Raw genomic sequence first — 21,094 nt, 5'->3', positions numbered from 1 at the left:
TCGGAATGTATTCGGAAGTCGAGGGCTCACGGCCTGCGGATGATGTCGACAGCTTCCGGCAAGTCCGGCGGCAGCGCCGCGCAGAAGTACAACGACTTGGTCAACTGCACCATCTCGCCCTCGCTGATGCGCCGGTGGGTTTCGGTATCTACCGACGACACCCTCCGCAGGTCGACGAGCTTTTCCCGCAGTTCCTTCTTGCGCGTGTCTTTCATCAGCCCCCCTCCACTAATTCCCCGCTGCGGAGACTACCGGAGGCCCGTGGTTCCTGCCGAGTATTGGGCCCGGCCGGCGGGGCCGGCCAGCGGGCCCGGCCGGCGCGGCCGGTTCCCACCAACCGCAGGCCTGCCCCCTCCCCCAACTCCTCAGACCCCCAGCAAAAAACCCCTAGTAAGGCCGAAAAACGGGCATTCTCAGGAGGGCTTACTAGGGGTTTGCGGCAATGAGCGCGGACTTCTTCGATGCTGGCGTCCTCACGCCGTCCCCGCACTTACACGCCAAATCCGCCCAGGGAAAGTGCCGTGTGCCATAATGCGAGACAATGTGAAGCACGACACGATCGGAGAAGACCTATGAGCTCGCTCATCCTGGTGCTCGTCGGCCTAGCGATGATGGCTGCCGGCTACCTGCTGTACTCGAAGTTCCTGGGCAAACGCGTCTACCAACTCTCGGACGCGTACACCACGCCCGCGCACACCATGGAAGACGGCGTGGACTTCGTCCCCACCAACAAGTACGTCCTGTGGGGCCACCACTTCACTTCCGTGGCGGGCGCGGCGCCGATCATCGGCCCGGCCGTCGCGGTGATTTGGGGCTGGGTGCCGGCGTTTCTGTGGGTCACGCTCGGCACGGTCTTCTTCGCGGGGATGCACGATTTGGGGGCGCTGTGGGCGTCGCAAAGGCACCGCGGGCAGTCGATCGGCACCTTGTCCGGCCGCTACATCGGCGCGCGCGGGCGCAACCTGTTCCTCGTGGTGATTTTCCTCCTGCTGCTGATGGTCAACGCGGCGTTCGCGGTCGTGATTTCCAACCTGCTCATCTCCACGCCGAGCGCCGTCATCCCCACCTGGGGCGCCATCGTGGTCGCGCTTTTGATCGGCCAGGCCATCTACCGCTTCAACTGGAACCTGCCGCTGGTCTCCGTCGTGGGCGTGGCCGCCCTGTACGGGCTGATGATCTGGGGCGACCGCATGCCGCTGTCCCTGCCGGAGGAGATGCTGGGCATCCCGGCGCGCGGCTGGTGGATCATCTTCCTGTTCGCTTACGCGTTCGTCGCCTCCCTGCTGCCGGTGTGGGTGTTGCTGCAGCCACGCGACTACATCAACGGCCTGCAGCTGTTTGTCGGCCTTTTCATCCTCTACGGCTCGTTTTTCATCGTGCGCCCGGAGGTTGTGGCGCCCTCGCTTCGCGACGCCGTTCCGTCCGGCACCCCCGGCATCTTCCCCCTGCTGTTTGTCACCATCGCCTGCGGCGCGATTTCGGGCTTCCACGGCATCGTCTCCTCGGGTACCTCCTCGAAACAGCTGGACAAGGAAACAGATGCCCGTTTCGTGGGCTACTTCGGCGCGGTCGGCGAGGGCCTTTTGGCGCTGGGCACGATCGTGGCCACCACCTCGGGCTTCAAAACCCTCACGGAGTGGGAGGACGTATACAACGAATGGAACGCTGGCGGAGTGGATGCGTTTATCAAGGGCGGCGGCGACCTGATGCACGCCGGCCTGGGCATCCCCACCTCCCTGTCTGCGACCATCCTGGCCACCATGGCGGTGCTGTTCGCCGCGACCACCATGGACTCCGGCGTGCGCCTGCAGCGCTTGGTGGTCTCCGAAATCGCGGAACTTATGGGCGTGAAGCTCTCCGGCGTTGTGGCTACCGTCATCGCGGTCGGTTGCGCGCTCGGTCTGACGTTCTCCACCGGCGTGGACGGCTCCGGCGGCATGCTGATCTGGCCGCTGTTCGGCACCACCAACCAGCTCATGGCGGGCCTGACGTTGTCCATCCTGGTCATCATGCTGACCCAGCTACGCCGCCCCACGTGGCCGGTGCTGATCCCGCTGGTCTTTGTCACCGTGATGTCCCTGTGGGCCGCGGTGCTGCAGCTACGCACGCTATGGTCAGCGCAGAACTGGCTGCTGCTGGTCATCGACGTCGTGATCATCGGCTGCGCCATCTGGGTCATCGTGGAGGCGATCACCGCCATCTCCAAGGCGCGCCGTGAGCCCGCGGTGGTATGGCGCGACGACGAAACCATGCCGGGTGAGCTGGCCGATGCTCGAGCGCGCTAAGGCCTTCGCCCGCGGCCTGGACGAGTTCTACAAGGCCCCCTACCGCCGCGAGTTCGCTCGGGCTGCGCGCGAGGAGGACGATCTGTTCACCCTCCTCGTCGCGTCCGAGACGCTCGGTATCCCCAACCCCGCAAGCTTTTACACCCTCGAGCTGATGCCTTTGCTTTACGACGAGTTCCACGCCTGGCACACCCGCATGGGCATGGACCGCTCCCCCTTGGACGGCGTGCGATGCTGCTAGAGACCGCACCAGTGATGTTCTTCGGCGGCAAGGGCGGGGTGGGCAAAACCACCGTCTCCGCCGCCACCGCGGTGCGCCTGGCCGAGGCGGGCAAGCAGGTGCTGCTGGTGTCCACGGATCCGGCGCACAACCTGGGCCACATCTGGTCGCAGCGCTTAGGCGCCGAACCGACCACGTTGGAGCCGGGCCTCGACGTGGTCGAGCTCGACCCGGCCGCGACCACCGAGCGCCACCTGGCGGAGGTGGAACGCTCCATGCGGGCGATGATGCCGGAGCGCATGCACCCCGAGATCCGCCGCCACCTGGAGCTGGCGCGCAACTCCCCCGGGATGCATGAGGCGGCGATGTTGGAGGCGGTGGCGGAGCTCGTCGATAGGCAAGGCTTCGACCACATCATCTTCGACACCGCCCCGTCCGGCCACACCTCCCGCCTGCTGGCGCTGCCGGAGCTGATGGCCGCATACACCGGAGGGCTGATGCAGCGGCGCGAGCAGTCCGACAAGTTCTCCCGCGCCGTGCGCGGCTTGGGCGGAACTGTCGACGACCCGGTGGAGCGTCGTAACCAGGAAATCCGCGCCACGCTTTTGCGGAGGCGCCGCAAGTTCGAGCGCCTGCGCGACGTGCTCACCGACCCCGCGGCCTGCTGCTTCCACATCGTGCTCACCGCCGAGCGCCTGCCCGTGCTCGAGAGTGCCGAGCTGTACCGAGACCTCACGGACAACCGCATACGCGTCGGCGCGCTGGTGGTCAACCGCCGCAGCCCGGCCGACGCCGGCGAGTTCATGGCCTCGCGTCGTGCGGTGGAAGACGACGCGCTTGAGCTGCTTGACGCGAAACTTCCCGACATCGCCCGCGTCGAACTGCCTTGGCTGCCCGGCGAGATCGGCACCCGCGACGCGCTGGCCGCCATCGCCGCGCAGTTATAGCACCCTGCTCCCTCTTGCCCCAGCCCGGGTGTGTGGGTTCTAGGTATGTCGATATGGTTCCGTCGAGTAAAACCTGAATTCGCACTGACCGCAGCAGCGAAAGTTAGCCCTCGCCCAACCTCTCCGGCACCGCGAGGCCACTCGCGTTTTGACGAATTCGGGTTTTTCAACAAACCCTGAATTCGCATCCCTCAACAAATCTATGTCCGGGCGCTGACCAGGGAGGACGCTAGGGGGTTCTTAACGGGGATCGGCGATGATTTCAGGGTTTTGCCGACGGTTGTCGATGCGACACACCCCACCTCCTCGTGCAGGGCGGGTGCGGGGCGGGGCGTTTGCGACGGCCGTTGCCGCCCTAGAAGTACCCCTCGAACGCGGCGGCCTTTGTCGCGGTGCGCTCCAGGCGCGACTCGGTCATGGAGGCGATCTGGTCCACGATCACGCGTTCGCGCTCCAGGTCCGTCTCCGCGGCGACGAACCACGCCTGGAACATGGTGTCTAGCGAGCCCGGCGCGCCGGCGCGTAAATACTCGTGGACGCGGTAGATGCGGTCGCGCTGGCGTTCCTGGCGCGCCTGGTGGGACGGCTGGTCCATGACGTAGAGCACGGCAACGGTTTTGAGCAGGCGCACTTCCGCCTCCACGTCCGGCGGGACCACCAGCCGCCCGTGTTGGCGGCCCAGGCCCAGGCCCGCCTCCCCAGCGCCCGACCCAGCGCCGAGCGCACGGTTTTCGTCGTCCTCCAGGGTGGCGCGGGTGACGGCGCCGACGTAGCGTCCCACCAGCTGCGAGGTCAGCGCCTTCAGCCCGGCCCACGCTCCCAGGGAGTAGTCGAACTCGCTGGCGGCGGCGATGGCGGGCAGGGCCCGCAACCGGTCGGCGGCGTCGACCAAGGAATCCGCGTCGCCGCCGAACGCCGCCGCGCCCTTTTGCGCCAGTGCCGCCAGCTCCACGAAGTCCCACAGCACGCGCAGTGACACGCGCCCGGAGACGATGCCGTCCTCGACGTCGTGGACGGAGTAGGCGATGTCGTCGGAGAAGTCCATCACCTGGGCCTCCATCGGTGGCGCGCCGTCGGTGTGGCCCTCGCGCACCCAGGCCAGCACGGCGGCGTCCTCGTCGTAGGCCGAGTACTTGCGGTTCACTGACCCGTCTGCGTTCGTGCGCGTGAGCGGGTATTTCACTGCCGCGTCGAGGGAGGCGCGGGTGAGGTTGAGGCCGTAGGACGTGCCGTCGATAAGCACTTTCGGCTCGAGGCGCGCCAGGATCCGCAGCGTTTGCGCGTTGCCCTCGAAGCCGCAGGGCGCGATCTCGTTGAGCGCGACCTCGCCGTTGTGTCCGTAGGGCGGGTGCCCGATGTCGTGGGTCAGCCCCGCCATCTCGCACAGGTCGGGGTTTAAGCCCAGGCCCTCGCCGATGCCGCGGGAGATCTGCGCCACCTCCAGCGAGTGCGTCAGGCGGGTGCGCGGGGTGTCGCCGTCGCGGGGGCCCACCACCTGCGTTTTGTCGGCGAGCCTGCGCAGCGCCGCGGAATGCAGCACGCGGGCGCGGTCGCGGGCGAAATCCCCGCGCGAATCCGGGGCGAGTTGCGCGCCCTTCGGCGCCTCGTCGGCGCGGCGCTGTGTATCAGCGGCGTTGTAAACGTACACGTCGCGCTACCCTAGTCGGCATGACTAGCCGTTACCTGAGCATCCTCGCCGTGTCCGGCGGCCTGTTTCTCACCGCCGCCCCCGCATTTGGCTTATCGACGGAAGCTTCGCCCACCCAACTCCAGGCCCAAGCAACCGCCACCAAGGCGTCGCTCGAGCCTGGGCGACTGACGCAACCGGTGACCGACGACGCCGCGGTGCTCTCCGCCGGCGAACTCTCCGAGATCGAAGCCGCGATCCAGCAGGTGAGCCAGACCAAGGGCAAGTCGGTGCGCGTGGTGTTTTTGCGCTCGTTCGGGCAGTACACCCCGCCGGAGTGGGTGGATAAGGCCGTGGCGGCCAACGGCTCGAATACCGCCGTGCTGGCAATCTCGCCGGATGAGCGCCTGTATAACGTCGGCGGCGGCGAGGAGTGGACGCAGTCCGAAATCGACCGCATGAACGAGGCCGCGTACGCGCAGTTGTCGCAGATGAACTGGTCGTCCGCCGCGTTGAATGCGGTGAATGCGGTGGGGGCCGGAGGGTCGTCGTCAGGCAGTGGCGGCAGTGGCGGAGACGGCGCCGGCTGGCTCGCAGGCGGCCTGGGTGTGGCGGCGCTCGCGGGCGGCGGCGTGTACGCGGCTACGCGCAAGGGCACGAAGAGGCAGCAGGCCAAGCAGATCGAGTCCGCGAAGGCGCTGGACCCGGCGGACACCGATTCGCTGGGCCGATTGCCCACGCCGACCCTGGAGGAGCTCGCGCGCGACGCACTCGTCTCCGCCGACGACTCCATCACCCAGGGCAAGCAGGAGCTCGAGCTGGCCACCGCCGAGTTCGGCGCGGACCGCGTGCGCCCGTTCACCTCCGCGATGAACGAGGCCACCGCCACCCTGCAGCGCGCGTTTTCCACGCACCAGAAGCTTTACGACGCGATCCCGGAAACCGAACCCGAAAAACGCGCCATGCTGGTGGACATCGTCTCCTCTTCCGGCCGCGCGGAGCAGGCGCTGCGCGACAAAACCACCGAGTTCAACGAGATGCGCGGCGTGCTCATGCGCGCGCCCGAAGAAGTGGACAAGGTGCTCGCCCGCACGGTGGACATCCGCGCGCGCCTGGAACCCGCGCGCGGCACGCTGGAGCAGCTGCGCGGCGAGTACCCGGCGGAGATGCTCGAATCCATCGCGGACAACGTGGACATCGCCGCTGCGTCCCTCGACGAGGCGGAGAAGGCGCTCGGCGAGGCCCGCCAGGTCGCGCAGCAGCCCGCCGGGCGCCAGGGCGCGCTGCTGGACACCCTCGCCGCCGCCACCCGCGCGGTGAACGTCTCCGACACCAACCTTGCCGCCATCGAGCACGCCGAGGACAACATCCGCGCCGCACGCGCCAACCTACCGGCACTGGTGGCTGAAATCCGCGGCGAGCTGCGCGACATCGAGCAGGTCAAGGGCGCGCGTTCGCAGGGCGCGCCTATCGACGTCGCTTCGCTCGACGCCGTCTCCGCCAAAGCCCAGCGCGCGCTGGCAGAGATGGGCGACCGCGCCGACACCGATCCGCTGGCCCTCTACCAGGAGCTGACCAGCATGGACGCTGAGATCGACGCGGCCCTCGACCGCGCCAAAGGCATCGCCGGGGACCAGTCCCGCGCCCTGCAGCTTTTCGACCAGCAGATGCAGGTCGCCGGCGCACAGATCCAGCGCGCCGAGGACCTCATCCTCTCCCGCGGGCGCATCATCGGCTCCCGGGCCCGCACCCTGCTCGCGGAGGCGAAGCGCCAATACGCGCAGGCCCACCAGCTGCGTGTGCGCGACACCCGCGCGGCCATCGACGCCTCCCGCGCCGCAACCGACACCGCTCGTCGCGCCGAGTCGGCCGCAAACGACGACATGCGCCGCTACCAGGCGGCGCGCAACCGCCAGACCGCCGACTCCCTCGCCAGCGCGGTGCTGTGGGGGTCGGTGCTCTCCGGCGGTTTCGGCGGGGGTGGTTTCGGCGGCGGATTCGGTGGAGGCGGCTACGGCGGCGGGTTTGGTGGGGGCGGCGGAGGCTTCTCCGGCGGGCGCCCCTCCAACCGCGGCGGCACCTTCTAGCGGGTGGGCTAGTACCGGGTGCGTCGGGCGGGCGCATCCACGAAGGTCAGCGCCCACGTCATGAAGGCGAGGTCCACCAGCTGGATCTCGTCGAACCCGTCGGCGCGAAGAGTGGGCTCTGCCACGTTCACGCCGAGCTCGCCTGACGGGAACCCGCGGGTGACGGCGATGAGCTCGCCGGAGGCGTCGCGGATCTCACGCTTCGGGGTTATGGCGCCGGCGAGGAAATCAAAACCTGTGCGGTTGCAGGTGTAGCGCCGCCCGGCGCAACTGGCGACGTAGCGCGAGACGGTGAGCCCCGCCTTGCGCAGCTCGTACTCGCCGCCGGTGCCCACGTCGAAGGCACGGAACCGCACCGGGTTGTCGGCCGTGATCCGCAAGACGGTCGCACCTGTATCGCCGGTCACCCTGATCGTGTCGGGGGTGGATTGGGCGATGGACCTGTGGTCGTCGTAAAGCGTGGGGCCCCGCCAGATCACAACACTGCCACCACGACGGTGAACAGCGACAAGAACACCAGCGTTGCTATCAGCGCGGTGGAGGTGACCATCTTGCGGGCCTCCAACACCGCGCGCGACAGCCACGCAAGACCTGCGACGTGGGTGGGCGGCAGGTTCGTCTCGCCCTCGAACTCGAGGATGGCCTTGCGCACGCCGTTGTGGTCCTGCGTGAACTGGGCGACCTTCTCGCCGTCCGGGCCCTCGACCACCCAGTTCTTGGTGGTCTCCGGGATGAACGCGTACGGGGTGTCCTCCACGACCACGTCGATGCGCTTGGCGCGCTTCAAGCTGTCGCCGGTGCGCACGATCTCGCGCCCGCCGCAGGTGGCCACCGCGCCCGTTTCCGGGTGGGAGGTCAGCTCCCAGTGTTGGCCGCACACGATGGCGCGGTCGTGCTCGAATACGCCCAAGACGTCCGGGCCGTCCTCGGCCAGCAGCTTCGGCGCGTCCCGGTTCGTGCGGTCCCAGCTGACGTAGTGCACGGTTAGCAGCCGATCAGGCGGGCGGCCAGGTAGGACTCGAGCTCCGCCAGCGGCACACGCTCCTGCTCCATCGTGTCGCGCTCGCGCACGGTGACGGCCTGGTCCTCCAGGGTGTCAAAGTCGTAGGTGACGCAGAACGGGGTGCCCGTCTCGTCCTGGCGGCGGTAGCGGCGGCCGATGGCGCCGGAGGTGTCGTAATCCACGTTCCAGTGCTGGCGCAGCTTCGCGGCCAGCTCCTCGGCGGGGCCGGCGAGCTCCGGCTTCTTCGACAGCGGCAGCACCGCCACCTTTATCGGGGCCAGGCGGCGGTCCAGGCGCAGCACGACGCGGGTGTCGGTGCCGCCCTTGGCGTTGGGGGCCTCCTCCTCGTCGTACGCGTCGATGAGGAAGGCCATCATCGCGCGGCCCAGGCCTGCGGCCGGCTCGATGCAGTACGGGATCCAGCGCTCGCCCGATTCCTGGTCGAAGTAGCTCAAGTCCTCGCCGGAGGCCTCGGCGTGGGTGCGCAGGTCGTAGTCCGTGCGGTTGGCCACGCCCTCGAGCTCGCCCCACTTGGAGCCGGTGAAGCCGAACGCGTACTCGATGTCGACGGTGCGCTTGGAGTAGTGGGACAGCTTCTCCTGCGGGTGCTCGTACAGGCGCAGGTTGTCCGGGTTGATGCCCAGGTCGACGTACCAGTTGTAGCGGTTGTCAATCCAGTACTCGTGCCACTTCTCGTCCTCGCCGGGCTTGACAAAGAACTCCATCTCCATCTGCTCGAACTCGCGGGTGCGGAAGATGAAGTTGCCCGGGGTGATCTCGTTGCGGAAGCTCTTGCCGGTATTCGCGATGCCGAACGGCGGCTTCAGACGCGCCGACGTCATGACGTTTTTGAAGTTGACGAAGATGCCCTGCGCGGTCTCCGGGCGCAGGTAGTGCAGGCCTTCTTTGTCGTCGACGGGGCCCAGGTAGGTCTTCATCAACCCGGAAAACGCCTTCGGTTCGGTCCAGTTGCCCGGCTGGCCGGTCTCCGGGTCGTTGATGTCCGCCAAACCGTTTACCGGCGGGTGGCCGTGCTTTTCCTCGTACGCCTCGATGAGGTGGTCGGCGCGGTAGCGCTTGTGGGTGTGGAGGGACTCCACCAGCGGGTCCGTGAACACCTCGACGTGGCCGGAGGCCTCCCACACGCGCGTGGGCAAGATGACAGAGGTGTCCACACCCACCGTGTCCGGGCGGGACTGCACCATGTGCTTCCACCACTGGCGCTTGAGGTTTTCTTTCAGCTCGACGCCTAGCGGGCCGTAATCCCACGCGGAGCGGGTGCCGCCGTAAATCTCGCCCGCGGGGTATACCAGTCCGCGGCGTTTGCAGAGGTTAACGACGGTTTCGATCTTTGATGCGGGCATCAACATCTCCTGGTGGGAACGTGCGTGCAAATTACCGTGAACAGCATAGCCCGCTTCACAGAGCCTCCGGCCACCCACCCAGCTTGGACACAGGTCCCAACGCGTGAGGGCGTCTTGTATCCTGGACCAACGTCAATACAATTTTGCCCAATGGCCCTGACGAAAGGGGACGCCGATGAGCGACCGCTGGCGTCTGGCTGACCATACGGATCTCACCGAGGAGGAACTGGACCGCGCCGCCGCACTGGTGAAGGTACTGGATTCCCAAACCCGGCTGGAGATCCTCCTGCTACTCAACGAAGGTGAGAAGGTGGTGCACCAGCTGGTCACCGAGCTGGACAAGTCCCAGCCGCTGATCTCCCAGCACCTGCGCGTACTGCGCTCGGCCGGCCTAGTCACCTCCTCCCGCAAGGGCCGCGAAGTGCTCTACGCGCTGTCCCAACCGGACGTCATCGGCATCATCCACGATCTCGCCTCGCTGGAGACCATCAAGCAGGCGGAAGACGAGCTGGCCGCGCGCCGCGAACGCCGGCAGCGCACCGCCACTACAAGCCGCGAGGACGGCTCCGCCGGCGCGGCCATCATCGACCCGCCCGCCCCGGTGCGCCCGGAGCTCGACCCGGGGCTGCTGCCTACCACGCCGAAGCCGATCCGGGACTAGCTACACTTGGCGGCCATGACGCAACCGAACCGCCGGGCGCATCACGCGCGCCCCGTACCCAAGCTGGGCCCGCGCATGACGCGCCAGCGCGCCGCCGTCGTGGAGACGCTGCGTGGGCTGGACAAGTTCGCGTCTGCGAAAACCATTCATGAGCAGCTGCTAAACGACGGCGCTTCCGTCGGCCTCACCACCGTCTACCGCACCCTCCAGTCCCTCGCCGAGGTCGAAGCCGTGGACGTGCTGCACTCCCCCGACGGGGAAACGCTCTACCGCGACTGTCTGACCGGCCACCACCATCACCACCTCGTGTGCACCGAGTGCGGGCGCAGCGAGGAGATCGAGGGCGGACCCGTGGAGAAGTGGGCCGAAATTATCGCCGCGCGCTACGGCTACGAGCTCGCCGGCCACGACGCCGAAGTCTACGGCGTGTGCCGCGCCTGCCAGGCGAGACGCTAGCTACTTGGCAAACTTGTCCACCGCACCGCCGAAGCGGCGGTCACGCTTGGCGTACTCCAACACCGCGTCCCAGAGGTCTTCCTTGGTGAAATCCGGGAACAGCACGTCCTGATACACCATCTCCGCGTACGCCGACTGCCAGAGCAGGAAGTTCGACGTGCGCTGCTCGCCCGAGGGGCGCAGGAACAGGTCCACGTCAGGCATGTCCGGGCGGTACAGGTAGCGGGCGATGGTCTTTTCGTCGGCGGCGGTCACACCGTCGTCGAGAAGCTTTTGCACCGCGTCCGCGAGCTCCGCGCGCCCGCCGTAGTTCACGCACATGGCCAGGGTCAGGCCGGTGTTGTGCTTGGTCAGCTCCTCGGCCACCTCGAGCTCTTCGATGACACTGCCCCACAGCTTCGGGCGGCGCCCGCACCACACCACACGCACGTTTTTGTCGTGCAGCTCGTCGCGCTGGCGGCGCAGCACGTCGCGCGTGAAGTTCATGAGGAAGTGCACCTCGGACGGCGAGCGCTTCCAGTTCTCGGTGGAAAACGCGTACGCGGAGAGCCACTCCACGCCCCCGAGCTCGATGCACGCGTCCACGGCGTCCATGAGCTTTTCCTCCCCCACCTTGTGGCCCTCGGTGCGCTTCAAGCCCCGTTGCTGCGCCCAGCGGCCGTTGCCGTCCATCACCAGCGCGATGTGCTTGGGGATGAACTTCTTGTCTATCTGTGGAGCGCCCATATCGACGATTATGCCTGCTCCATGATCTTCAAACTCTTCAGCCCGGCCTCCAGGTTGAACTGCAGGTGTGCGACCGTGGCGCGGTGAATCTGCGCCACGCGTATCGACGACGTCCCGTTCCCCCGCTGCATCAACCACATATCGTGCAGGGTCTCTTCATCCACGTCCATGGAGCCCGGCGGCCGGCAGTTGTTGCACACCGCACCCCCGACGGCGGCGTTGAACGCCTTGTGCGGGCCCGGGGTGCCGCAGTTCGCGCAGTTGAACAGGGAGAGCCCCCACCCGGCGTGCTCGGTGGCCTGCAGGATGAACGCGTCGAGCACCATGGTGGGGTGCTGGTCCCTCTGCAGGTTCTTCAACGCGTCCTGGACCAGCGCGAACAGGGTGGGGTCCGCCTCGTCGTAGCTGAGCCGCTCCGCAGTCTCCATCACCGCGCAGGCGGCGGTGTAACGGTCAAAGTCGTCGATGATGCGGGCACCGTAGTAGGTGACGGTGTCGGCGGAAGCGATCGTCGATAGGCCTCTGCCCGGGTAGATCAGCGCATCCACCTCCACGAACGGCTGCAAGCGGGAACCGAAACGACTCTTGGCTTTGCGCACCCCCTTCGCCACCCCACGAACGAGCCCGTGGTTCTGGGTGAGTAGCACCACCACGCGGTCTGCTTCGCCGAAGTCGTAGGTGCGCACCACGAACGCGCGGTCGCGCCAGTTCGGACGGGGTGCCCTAGAAACCAAGCCGGCCCAGCGCCTTCGGGTCCTGCTGCCAGTTCTTCAGCACCTTCACGCGCACGTCGAGGTAAACGTTGCTGCCGGTCAGCTCGATGATCTGCTTGCGTGCGCGATGCACGATGCTGCTCAGCCGACGCCCGTCGGGGCCCTCGATGATGCGCTTTTGGCCCGGGCGCTCCAGGAACAGCACCGCGTAGATCATCATCCGCTCCGGGTTGTCCGGGTCCGGGTGCATCTCGTCGATCTGGACGGCGACGGAGTGCGGCAGCTCGTCGCGAAGCCCCCGCAGCGCCTCCTCGCGGATCAGCTCCGCGATGCGGGTTTCCGTGTCCTCGTCGGTGGTGTGGCCCTCCGGGTAGAAACGCGGCCCCTCGGGGAGGTTGTCCACGATGACGTTGAGCAACACATCCGTCTGGACGCCGGCCGTGGCCGAGACTGGCACAAGATCCGCCTCCGGGCCGAGCAGCTCGTGCAGCTCCAACAGGCGCTCGCCGACGGTGTCCTTGCTGGCTTTATCCAGCTTGGTCACGATGCCCACGATCGGGGTGTTCGGCTTCGTCCCCCTAATCTGCTCCAGGATGTAGCGATCGCCAGGGCCGATCTTCTCGTCCGCCGGGACCGTGAAGCCAATGACGTCCACGTCCGCGAAGGTGTCCTTGACCACGTCGTTGAGGCGCTCGCCCAGCAACGTACGGGGGCGGTGGATACCGGGAGTGTCCACCACGATCACCTGCGCATCGTCGCGGTTGATCACGCCGCGGATGGGGTGGCGGGTGGTCTCCGGCTGGTCCGCCATGATCGCGATCTTCTCCCCCACCAGCGCGTTCGTCAGCGTGGACTTGCCGGTGTTCGGGCGGCCGACGAAGCTGACAAAGCCGGACTTGAACCCCTCCGGGGTGTCGGTGAAGGCGCCGGCGTCTGCGCGCTCGACGTCGTTCGCTGCAGCGTCCGCGGGCAAGTCATCCGGGAAATCGGGGAAGTCGCTCATGGCGAATCAGTTTACCTGACCTGCGGGTTGTGAGTTTCTCAGGTTGAGTTATCCACATTTCGCTTCTGGTCTGGTTTTGGGGGTTGCTTCAGGTTTAGCGTCTGGGGCATGAACTTCTCCGAATTTGTCTCCGCCGGCGTTTCGGTGCTCGCCGACTTCGACCGCTCCGCCGCGATGGCCGCGGGCCTGTCCACCGCCCGGGTGCGCGACCTGGCGCGTGTGCACCACACCTACTTCGGGCCGACCCAGTTCACTCGCAAGCAGCGCGAGGCGCTCGCCGCCGCCGACGGCATGCCGGTGGATCAAGTTGTGCTCATCGAGCGCAAACTCACCGCCGTCGGCGACGCCGCCGAACGCTGGCGCATCCGCCTCGACCTCGTGCGCCACCGCGGCTCCTACCGGGCGCTCACCAAACGCATCGCACGGCTCATCCACGTGCCGGTCTCACCACCCAAACCCTCCTGCCGGTTCTCCCGGTCGAAGGCAGGCATGCGCACCATGATCCTCACCTACAACGAGCGAGACCTCGCCGACCTCGAACACCTCCTGCGCCAGATGATCACCTCCGACAACCCGGCGGCAGCACAAATGGCCGAGGCACTGTTCACCCTCCTGCGCGACGGAGACAGCCTCCCACACGCGAGGCCGCGGCCCATTGTGCTGGTACCGGTTGACGACCATGTGCGCATCCACGCCGGCAACGGCGACGAGGTCACCTTGATCTTGACCGATGGCACCACCATGACCGGTGCCGAATACCTCCACCACGAATTCGGCGACACCTTGGAAGTCGCGGCGTTTCACCCGCAACACGGACCGGTGAACCTGTACCACACCAAGCGCCTCGCCAACACGAAACAGAAAACCATGTCGAAGCTTGTCTGCCCGGCGTGCGCGTTTCCAGACTGCAAAGCCACAGCCGAAACCACCCAGACGCACCACATCCACGCCTGGGCTCACGGGGGCATGACCAACATGGACAACCTCGCCGAACTCTGCCCGTTCCACAACGGAGTCAACGCCGATAACCGAAACGGCCCATTCGGCTACATCGACAACGCAGGCGCCCGCATCCACTGGATCGCACCCAACGGGGTGAAAGTGCCCATGACCACCCCCGGCGCCATGGAACTGCTCTTCGGCTAACCCCCACACCCACCAAAAACCCGCCCCACACAGGCGGGGAATTCGGTGTGCCTAAAAACAGGAAGGGGCTAGAGGGCCTCGACCTCGAATTGGAGCTGCGGGTTGGCGTAGTAGTCCTGCGCCTGGACGAGCTGCAGCTCCGGGGAGTCTGCTTCTTGGGTGACGCGCAGGAGGTCGTAGACAGAAGAGGCTGTCTTGGCCAGGGCGTCCTTCACAGCGTCCTCGGGGTTCGCGCCGGCTCGTCCCTGCAGTACGTGGCCGAGGAAGAGCGCGGCGGTGACGTCGCCGGAGCCGTTGCGCTTGAACGGCAGGCGCGGGGTGCGCACGAGCCACTTGCCGTGGTCGTCGACCGCGATCATCTCGACTACACCCGGCCCGCCGTCTGCGGCGGCAGCAGCAGACGGCGCGTCGGGGCGCTGCACGGAAGTGACCAGGACGGTCGACGGGCCCATCTCGCGGGCGGCGTCCACCGCCGCCAGGGTGGAATCCAGGTCGGTCACGTCGCGCTCGGTGAGGAAGCCGAGCTCGAACTGGTTCGGGGTGATGATGTCCGCAACCGGGACGATCGTCGAGCGGAACAGCGGCGGGATCTCGTCGGCCACGAAGCAACCGGAGGTCGCGGAGCCCATTACCGGGTCGCAGGCGTAGATCGCGTCCGGGTTTTCGGCCTTGATGTCGCGGACGGTGCTGACAATCACGTCGGCGATTTCGGGGGAGGCTTGGTAGCCCGTGAGGATGCCGTCGATAAGCGGGAATGCGCCGCGGTCCTTCACACCGGACAGCACGGCGGCGACGTCGGTAGCCGGGATGATCGGGCCCTCCCACGCGCCGTAGCCCGTGTGGTTGGAGTAGTTCACCGTGTAGACCGGCCACACTTCGTGCCCGATGCACTGCAAAGGAAAGACCGCTGCCGAGTTGCCGACATGGCCATACGCGACAGCGGACTGGATGGAGAGAATATTGCTCATACGAGCATTTTAGAGCTCCGGGGACACCAGGATCTTCACGGCGGTCTCGTTGCGGTTGATCAGGGTGTCAAAGCCCTCGTCGACCACGCCGTCGAAGCCGATCTTGCCGGTGATGAACGGCTTGAGGTCCACCTTGCCTTCCTCGACGAGCTTGATGGTCTGCTCGTGGTCGTGGGCGTAGCCGATGATGCCGCGGACGGTCAGCTCCTTCATCACCAGCGCGTGGATGTCGAACTCGGCCTTCTTGGACCAGATGGACTCCACGACGAGGGTGCCCTTGAGCTTCAGGCAGTCGATGAGCTGGTCGAGCACCACGTTCACGGAGGTGGCCTCGAAGGCGACGTCGACGCCCTTGCCGTCGGTGAGCTTCAGGATCTCTTCCTTCAGGTCCTGCTTGGACGGGTCGATAGCGTGGTCGGCGACGCCCGCGTCGATGGCCTTCTGGCGGCGCAGCTCCGAAAGTTCGGAGACGATCACGGTGAGCCCGTACGCCTTAGCGACGGCAGCGGTGAGCACACCAATCGGGCCCGCACCGCCGATCAGGGCCACGTCACCCTCCTTCGCCTCGGAGGCGACGAAGGCGTGGTGGGCGACGGACAGCGGCTCGATGAGCGCGGCTTCGTCCAGCGGCACGTCGTTGCTGATCGGGTGGACCCAGCGACGCTGCACCGCGATCTTCTCGGACAGGCCACCGCCGCCACCGGCGAGGCCGATGAAGTTCACGTCCGGGTGCAGGTTGTACGGGCCCGGCTCCTTCGGATCGACGTCGTCGGGCAGGACGTACGGCTCGACAACGACGTGCTGGCCGACCTCCAGGTCGTCCACGCCCTCGCCCAGTGCGGCGACGACGCCGGAGAACTCGTGGCCGAGGGTTACCGGCGGCTCCTCACCGGTGATCGGGTGCGGGTGGCCCGGCTTCGGGCAGAAGATCGGGCCCTCGAGGTACTCGTGCAGGTCGGTGCCGCAGATGCCACACCAGGCGATGTCGATGAGCACCTCGCCCTTGCCTGCCTCTGGGGCGTCGATCTCCTCGACGCGGATGTCCTTCTGGCCGTAGTAGCGTACAGCGCGCATGTGAAGCTCCTCTCGGTAGAAAACCTGCTTACGGGTAAAATTCTACCGAAAATTGCGATTATTCGCCTACGAGCGGCTCCACCGGTTCGGCTACCGAAACGAGCACCGTGCGCGTCTTCACGCGCCCGCGGCGGTCGCGCCCGCCCTCGGCGGTGTAGCGCACCCCGTCGCGCAAGATGGAGGCCCCCGGCAGGGGCACGCGGCCGAGTTCGTAGGACAGCAGGCCCGCCACGGTGTCCACGTTGTCCACCACGTCCTCGGCGTAGGTCAGCTCGTAGTCGAGGTTGTCGGCGAGGTAATCCACCAGGTCATCCAACGGCAGACGGGCCTGGACGCGGAACACGCGCGGCTCCACCTCGGCGATTGGCGCTTCCTCGTCCTCGTCGTACTCGTCGGTGATCTCGCCGACGATTTCCTCCAGCAGGTCTTCCATGGTCAAAAGGCCGGCGACGGTACCGTACTCGTCGATAAGCATGGCGATGTGGGTGTTCGACTGCTGCATCTCCCTGAGCATGACGTCCAGCGGCTTGGAGTCCGGGATGAACAGCGGCTCGCGCATGAACTCGGTGATCTTCGTGGCGGGGTCGAGCGGGCCGCCGCGGTCGTCGAGCATGTCCTTCAGGTAGACCACGCCGACGATCTCGTCGACGCTCTCCCCGATAACCGGCACGCGCGAGTGCCCGGAGCGCACCATCAGCGCGGTGGCCTGGCGGGCGGTCTTCTCCCCCTCGATCCACACCATCTCCGTGCGCGGCACCATGACTTGGCGGGCGTAGCTGGAGGCGAGGTCGAAGATGTTCTGGATCATGCGGCCCTCGGTGGTTTCCACCACGCCCTTTTCCTGCGCGACTTCGACCATCTCGCGCAGCTCCACCTCGGTGGCGTACGGGCCGTCGCGGAAATCCTCGCCCGGGTGGAAGAGGTTGCCTACCCAGATCAGCAGCTTTGCGACGGGCCCGAGCACCACCTGGAACACCCCCAAACCCTGCGCCGCCTTCAGCGAAATGGTGTACGGGTTGCGCTTGCCCGCGGTGCGCGCAAACACGCCGACGATGGAGAACTGCAAAAGCGTGACAACGATCACCGCGACAGCGATCGCCCACCCGTCGGAGGAAAGCAGGTTCATGGCCAGCATGGCGGCGGAGACAGACGCGGTGACGTCCAGGACCGTCTTCAACAGCACGAGGGTGTTGACGTGGTTCGCGCGGTGGTCCACCACCCGCAGCAGCGCCTCGGCGCCCGGGGTGTCGTCTTTGACCATGCCCTCCACGCGGGCGCGCGAGATCGGGGTAAGCGCGGACTCGATCGAGCCGAGCAGGCCGGACAGCAGCAGCGCGACGATCGTGACCGCCGCGTAGGTGAGGGTGAGCGTCACTCGGTGTCCTTCATCAGTTTGTCCAGCTCGTCGCGGTCCGCGGCGGACGGGAACGCGTGCGCGCCGGTCGGCTTGGGCTGGTACTCCACGCCGCGGCGGGCCAAGTCGTCGTACCAGTCCGCCAGGATCTCGTTTTGCAGGGCGAACATCTCGCGCTCGTCTTTCGGCTCGATGTGGTCGTAGCCGAGCAGGTGCAGCACACCGTGCACGGTCAGCAACGCCATTTCGTGGGCGAGGTCGTGGCCGGCCATCTCCGCCTGCTTCCGGTCGTAGGCCGGGCACAAGATGATGTCGCCGAGCATGGCGGGACCAGGCATATCCGCGTCGGGGCGGCCGCCGCCCGGGGTGAGCTCGTCCATGGGGAAGCTCATCACGTCCGTGGGGCCTTCGAGGTCCATCCAGCGCACGTGCAGGTCCGCCATCGTCGGCTCGTCCACGAGCGTGATGGTGGCCTCGGCGTCGGGGTGAACGTCCATCGAGCGCATGGCAAAGGAGGCGACGTCGATAAGCATTTGCTCGTTGACTTCGGCCTCGCCCGATTCGTTTAGCACTTCGATACTCACCGCGACGCCTCCGCTTCCCGCTCGGCCTCGATGGCCTGCTGGCGCTTCTCGTAGCGCAGGGAGTTCTGCGCGTCGTGGCGGTCGTAGGCGGCGACGATGCGCGAGATCAGGTGGTGGCGCACCACGTCGGTGGCCGAAAGCTCCTGGAAGGCGATGTCATCGATGTCGCCGAGGATGCGCCGCGCCACGCGCAAGCCCGAGACGGTGCCGCGCGGCAGATCCACCTGCGAGGTATCGCCGGTGACCACCATCTTCGAGCCGAACCCTAGGCGGGTGAGGAACATCTTCATCTGCGCGCCGGTGGTGTTCTGCGCCTCGTCCAAGATGACGAACGCGTCCGAGAGGGTCCGCCCGCGCATGTAGGCGAGCGGGGCGACTTCGATGATGCCGGCCTCAATGAGTTTCGGGATGGCCTCCGGGTCCATCATGTCGCGCAGCGAGTCGTACAACGGGCGCAGGTACGGGTCGATCTTGTCGCTGAGCGTGCCGGGCAGGAAACCCAGCTTCTCGCCGGCCTCCACCGCGGGGCGGGTGAGGATGATGCGCTTGACCTCTTTGTTCTGCAGCGCCTGCACCGCCTTCGCCACCGCCAGGTACGTCTTGCCGGAGCCGGCCGGGCCGATGCCGAAGGTGATGGTGTGCTCGTCGATCGCGTCCACGTATTCGCGCTGCCCCGCCGTCTTCGGGCGGATGACCTTGCCGCGGCGCGAGATGATCTCCTCGCCCAAGATGTCGGCCACGGAGCCCGGCGCCTCCGCCTCCATGATCCGCACGGCCTGGACCACGGTGTCCGGACCCAGCGGCACGCCGCGCCGCGCCATGGACTCGAGCTCTTCCACCACGCGCAGCGCATGCGCCGCCTGCTCAGCGTGGCCCTTGACGGTCAGCTGCGTTCCGCGGGCGTGAAAGCCGACGCCGAGCTGGTCTTCCAGCACACGGAGGTTGTCGTCGTTGATTCCCAGAACGGACTGCGCGTACGCCGAGTCGAGCTCGACCTTGCGCGTCACCATCTCTTCCATGGGGGCCTACCCTACCAGCGGGCTGTCAGCGCCCCGATCGCGCAAAGACCGGCGAACGCCGCCGACGCGGTGCGCAGCACCTCCGGCCCGAGCTTCACCGGGCGGGCCTGCAACAGCTCGAGTTCGTCCTCCCCGATGCCGCCCTCCGGCCCGACGATGAGCCACACCTCGTCGCCGAACTCCACCTCGCGGATGGACTCGGTGGCGTCCTCGTGCAACACCAGCGCGTGACCCTCGTTCCTCCGGTCACGGAGAAGATCCGACAACTGGTTCGTGGTCACCGGCTCGCGCACCTCTGGCACCCACGCCCGGCGGGCCTGCTTCGCGCTCGCCAGCGCCTGGGTGCGCCACTTTGCCACCTGCTTGGCCTGCTTGTTCGCTGGCCACCGGGCGATGGTGCGGTGCGAGATCCACGGCACGATCGCGTCCGCCCCGCCCTGCACGGCCAGGTCTACGGCCAGCTCCGCGCGCTCGCCCTTGGGCACCGCCTGCACCACCGTCACGCGCGGGGTGGGTTGTTCGAAGCGCTCCTGCCTGACGACGTCACATTCCACGCGCTGGCCATCCACTCGTGTGACGGTGGCTTCGGCGGCGGACCCTTGGCCGTCGATAAGCATGATGTGCTCACCGGGCTGAATCCTCTTGACGTGGGCGTGCTTGGCCTCGGCGCCAGTGAGGACGCCGGCGGCCGGGTCGTCGGTGAGGAAGTACGGCAGGCTCATCGGCGGAATTTGCCGCGCATGCGGGAGAAGAACCCGTCGTGCTCCTCGTCGGACTCGACGTGGACGGCCGGGTTGTCCGGGTGGCCGTCGCGCAGGTCTTCCAGCGTCGCGCGCTCCTCGTTGGTGAGCGCGGTGGGTACGGTGACCTGAACGTGGGCGACCATGTCCCCGGCGCCCTCGGCACGCAGCCGCGGCATGCCTTCGCCCGGCAGGTGGATCGTGTCGCCGGGCTGGGTGCCGCCGGGAACCTCGATGGTGGTGCGCTCGCCGGCGAGGTTGTCCACCGTGAGCTGGGTGCCCAGGGCCGCGTCGTACATGGGCACGGTCAAGCGCAGGTGCAGGTCGTTGTTCTCGCGCACGAAGACCGGGTGCGGCTCAACCTGGACCTCCACGTAGAGGTCGCCGGCCGGTCCCCCGCCATGGCCGACCTCGCCCTGCGAGGCCATGCGGATGCGCATGCCGGAGTTGATGCCGGCCGGGATGTTCACCGTGAGGTCGCGGGTGGCGCGCACGCGGCCGTCGCCGGCGCACTGCGGGCAGGGGTCCTGGATGACCTCGCCGTAGCCGTGGCAGGTAGGGCACTCACGAGTGGTCATGACGTTGCCCAGGAAGGACTGCTGCATCTCCTGGACCTGGCCGGCGCCGCCGCACGTGCCGCAGGTGACCGGCTTGGACTCGGTCTTGGAGCCAGTGCCGTGGCACTTGTCGCACAGCACCGCTGTATCTACCGTGACGTCCTTCTTCGCGCCGGCGAAGGCCTCCTCGAGGGTGACAGTGGTGCGCAGCAGCGCGTCGTTGCCCGGCTGCACGCGCGAACGCGGCTGGCGCGTGCCACCGCCGCCGCCGAAGAACGCCTCGAAAATATCGCCCAAGCCGCCGCCGAAACCGGCGCCGCCACCCATGCCGCCGCCGGCTTCCATCGGGTCCCCGCCGCGGTCCACGATCGCGCGCTTCTGCGGGTCCAGCAGCACCTCCTGGGCGGCCGCGATCTCCGCGAACTTCTCCGCCGCCTCCTCGGACGGGTTCACGTCCGGGTGGTACTTGCGCGCCAGCTTGCGGTACGCCTTCTTAATCTCCTGCTCGGTGGCCTCCTGGTCAACGCCGAGGATGCCGTAGTAATCGCGAGCCATAACTT

Annotated in this window: 22 protein-coding genes; 7 read left to right on the top strand and 15 right to left on the bottom strand. The window is 67.1% G+C overall.

The features are described 5' to 3' along the window. Window positions 1–26: 26 nt before the first annotated feature. Complete coding sequence (locus HMA55_RS09135) at window positions 27–215, bottom strand: hypothetical protein (protein ID WP_181192728.1); 189 nt, start codon at window positions 213–215, stop codon at window positions 27–29. Between the two features lie 357 nt (window positions 216–572). Here HMA55_RS09135 and HMA55_RS09130 point away from each other — a divergent pair, with 357 nt between their 5' ends. The 3 genes from HMA55_RS09130 to HMA55_RS09120 are packed head-to-tail and all read left to right on the top strand — an operon-like array spanning window position 573 to window position 3,452. Next, window positions 573–2,285, top strand: a complete 1,713-nt coding sequence (locus HMA55_RS09130; RefSeq protein ID WP_181192727.1) for a carbon starvation CstA family protein — start codon at window positions 573–575, stop codon at window positions 2,283–2,285. Then, on the top strand, window positions 2,269–2,526 hold the full coding sequence (locus HMA55_RS09125; protein WP_181192726.1) for a cory-CC-star protein: 258 nt from the start codon (window positions 2,269–2,271) through the stop codon (window positions 2,524–2,526). The genes HMA55_RS09130 and HMA55_RS09125 overlap by 17 nt, the downstream gene beginning before the upstream one ends. Beyond that, the gene (locus tag HMA55_RS09120) at window positions 2,517–3,452 is read left to right on the top strand and encodes an ArsA family ATPase (protein ID WP_181192725.1); all 936 of its coding nucleotides are present in this window, start codon (window positions 2,517–2,519) and stop codon (window positions 3,450–3,452) included. Before HMA55_RS09125 ends, HMA55_RS09120 begins: the two co-directional genes overlap by 10 nt. A 355-nt stretch (window positions 3,453–3,807) precedes the next feature. Here HMA55_RS09120 and HMA55_RS09115 read toward each other — a convergent pair whose 3' ends face one another. Then, the gene (locus HMA55_RS09115; protein WP_181192724.1) at window positions 3,808–5,100 is read right to left on the bottom strand and encodes a deoxyguanosinetriphosphate triphosphohydrolase; all 1,293 of its coding nucleotides are present in this window, start codon (window positions 5,098–5,100) and stop codon (window positions 3,808–3,810) included. A gap of 20 nt (window positions 5,101–5,120) precedes the next feature. On the opposite strand from HMA55_RS09115, the gene HMA55_RS11455 reads away from it, so the two are divergent. Next, window positions 5,121–7,166 (top strand): TPM domain-containing protein, encoded by a 2,046-nt coding sequence (locus tag HMA55_RS11455; protein ID WP_181192723.1) that lies wholly within the window; start codon window positions 5,121–5,123, stop codon window positions 7,164–7,166. 8 nt (window positions 7,167–7,174) lie between these two features. On the opposite strand, the gene HMA55_RS09105 is transcribed toward HMA55_RS11455, so the two are convergent. Genes HMA55_RS09105 through HMA55_RS09095 form a run of 3 tightly spaced genes read right to left on the bottom strand, consistent with a single transcriptional unit; the run spans window position 7,175 to window position 9,533 of the window. Beyond that, the gene (locus tag HMA55_RS09105; RefSeq protein ID WP_181192722.1) at window positions 7,175–7,645 is read right to left on the bottom strand and encodes a hypothetical protein; all 471 of its coding nucleotides are present in this window, start codon (window positions 7,643–7,645) and stop codon (window positions 7,175–7,177) included. Further along, a complete protein-coding gene (locus tag HMA55_RS09100) occupies window positions 7,642–8,148 on the bottom strand; it encodes a hypothetical protein (RefSeq protein ID WP_181192721.1) in 507 nt (168 codons plus the stop codon). Before HMA55_RS09100 ends, HMA55_RS09105 begins: the two co-directional genes overlap by 4 nt. A gap of 2 nt (window positions 8,149–8,150) precedes the next feature. Then, the gene (locus tag HMA55_RS09095; RefSeq protein ID WP_181192720.1) at window positions 8,151–9,533 is read right to left on the bottom strand and encodes a glycine--tRNA ligase; all 1,383 of its coding nucleotides are present in this window, start codon (window positions 9,531–9,533) and stop codon (window positions 8,151–8,153) included. A 175-nt stretch (window positions 9,534–9,708) separates the two neighbouring features. Between HMA55_RS09095 and HMA55_RS09090 the strand changes: the two genes are divergently transcribed. Then, a complete protein-coding gene (locus tag HMA55_RS09090; protein ID WP_181192719.1) occupies window positions 9,709–10,194 on the top strand; it encodes an ArsR/SmtB family transcription factor in 486 nt (161 codons plus the stop codon). A gap of 15 nt (window positions 10,195–10,209) precedes the next feature. Further along, window positions 10,210–10,650: a Fur family transcriptional regulator gene (locus HMA55_RS09085; protein WP_181192718.1), complete on the top strand. Its 441-nt coding sequence runs from the start codon at window positions 10,210–10,212 to the stop codon at window positions 10,648–10,650. Here HMA55_RS09085 and HMA55_RS09080 read toward each other — a convergent pair whose 3' ends face one another. Genes HMA55_RS09080 through era form a run of 3 tightly spaced genes read right to left on the bottom strand, consistent with a single transcriptional unit; the run spans window position 10,651 to window position 13,092 of the window. After that, on the bottom strand, window positions 10,651–11,376 hold the full coding sequence (locus HMA55_RS09080; RefSeq protein ID WP_181192717.1) for an isoprenyl transferase: 726 nt from the start codon (window positions 11,374–11,376) through the stop codon (window positions 10,651–10,653). An 8-nt stretch (window positions 11,377–11,384) separates the two neighbouring features. Continuing rightward, complete coding sequence (gene recO / locus HMA55_RS09075; RefSeq protein WP_181192716.1) at window positions 11,385–12,110, bottom strand: DNA repair protein RecO; 726 nt, start codon at window positions 12,108–12,110, stop codon at window positions 11,385–11,387. Next, window positions 12,100–13,092, bottom strand: coding sequence for a GTPase Era (gene era, locus HMA55_RS09070; protein WP_181192715.1), 993 nt, complete (start codon window positions 13,090–13,092; stop codon window positions 12,100–12,102). The genes recO and era overlap by 11 nt, the downstream gene beginning before the upstream one ends. 108 nt (window positions 13,093–13,200) lie before the next feature. Here era and HMA55_RS09065 point away from each other — a divergent pair, with 108 nt between their 5' ends. Next, window positions 13,201–14,238 carry an HNH endonuclease signature motif containing protein gene (locus tag HMA55_RS09065; protein ID WP_181192714.1) on the top strand — a complete coding sequence of 346 codons (1,038 nt, stop codon included), beginning with the start codon at window positions 13,201–13,203 and terminating at the stop codon, window positions 14,236–14,238. 68 nt (window positions 14,239–14,306) lie between these two features. Here the strand turns inward: HMA55_RS09065 and pdxY are convergent, their stop codons facing one another. The 7 genes from pdxY to dnaJ are packed head-to-tail and all read right to left on the bottom strand — an operon-like array spanning window position 14,307 to window position 21,089. Then, window positions 14,307–15,206, bottom strand: coding sequence for a pyridoxal kinase PdxY (gene pdxY, locus HMA55_RS09060; RefSeq protein ID WP_181192713.1), 900 nt, complete (start codon window positions 15,204–15,206; stop codon window positions 14,307–14,309). 9 nt (window positions 15,207–15,215) lie between these two features. Then, window positions 15,216–16,280: a 2,3-butanediol dehydrogenase gene (locus tag HMA55_RS09055; RefSeq protein ID WP_181192712.1), complete on the bottom strand. Its 1,065-nt coding sequence runs from the start codon at window positions 16,278–16,280 to the stop codon at window positions 15,216–15,218. Window positions 16,281–16,338: 58 nt separating this feature from the next. Next, complete coding sequence (locus HMA55_RS09050; RefSeq protein ID WP_181192711.1) at window positions 16,339–17,655, bottom strand: hemolysin family protein; 1,317 nt, start codon at window positions 17,653–17,655, stop codon at window positions 16,339–16,341. Further along, on the bottom strand, window positions 17,652–18,218 hold the full coding sequence (gene ybeY, locus HMA55_RS09045; protein WP_181192710.1) for an rRNA maturation RNase YbeY: 567 nt from the start codon (window positions 18,216–18,218) through the stop codon (window positions 17,652–17,654). Before ybeY ends, HMA55_RS09050 begins: the two co-directional genes overlap by 4 nt. After that, a complete protein-coding gene (locus HMA55_RS09040) occupies window positions 18,215–19,237 on the bottom strand; it encodes a PhoH family protein (RefSeq protein WP_181192709.1) in 1,023 nt (340 codons plus the stop codon). Before HMA55_RS09040 ends, ybeY begins: the two co-directional genes overlap by 4 nt. An 11-nt stretch (window positions 19,238–19,248) precedes the next feature. Continuing rightward, the gene (locus HMA55_RS09035) at window positions 19,249–19,959 is read right to left on the bottom strand and encodes a 16S rRNA (uracil(1498)-N(3))-methyltransferase (protein WP_181192708.1); all 711 of its coding nucleotides are present in this window, start codon (window positions 19,957–19,959) and stop codon (window positions 19,249–19,251) included. Continuing rightward, the gene (dnaJ, locus tag HMA55_RS09030) at window positions 19,956–21,089 is read right to left on the bottom strand and encodes a molecular chaperone DnaJ (protein WP_181192707.1); all 1,134 of its coding nucleotides are present in this window, start codon (window positions 21,087–21,089) and stop codon (window positions 19,956–19,958) included. Before dnaJ ends, HMA55_RS09035 begins: the two co-directional genes overlap by 4 nt. Window positions 21,090–21,094 lie beyond the last annotated feature (5 nt).

This window comes from Corynebacterium wankanglinii (assembly GCF_013601005.1).
Taxonomy (GTDB): domain Bacteria; phylum Actinomycetota; class Actinomycetes; order Mycobacteriales; family Mycobacteriaceae; genus Corynebacterium; species Corynebacterium wankanglinii.
Note: the sequence above shows the minus strand (reverse complement) of the source record. Positions and strands in the feature narration are given on the sequence as shown.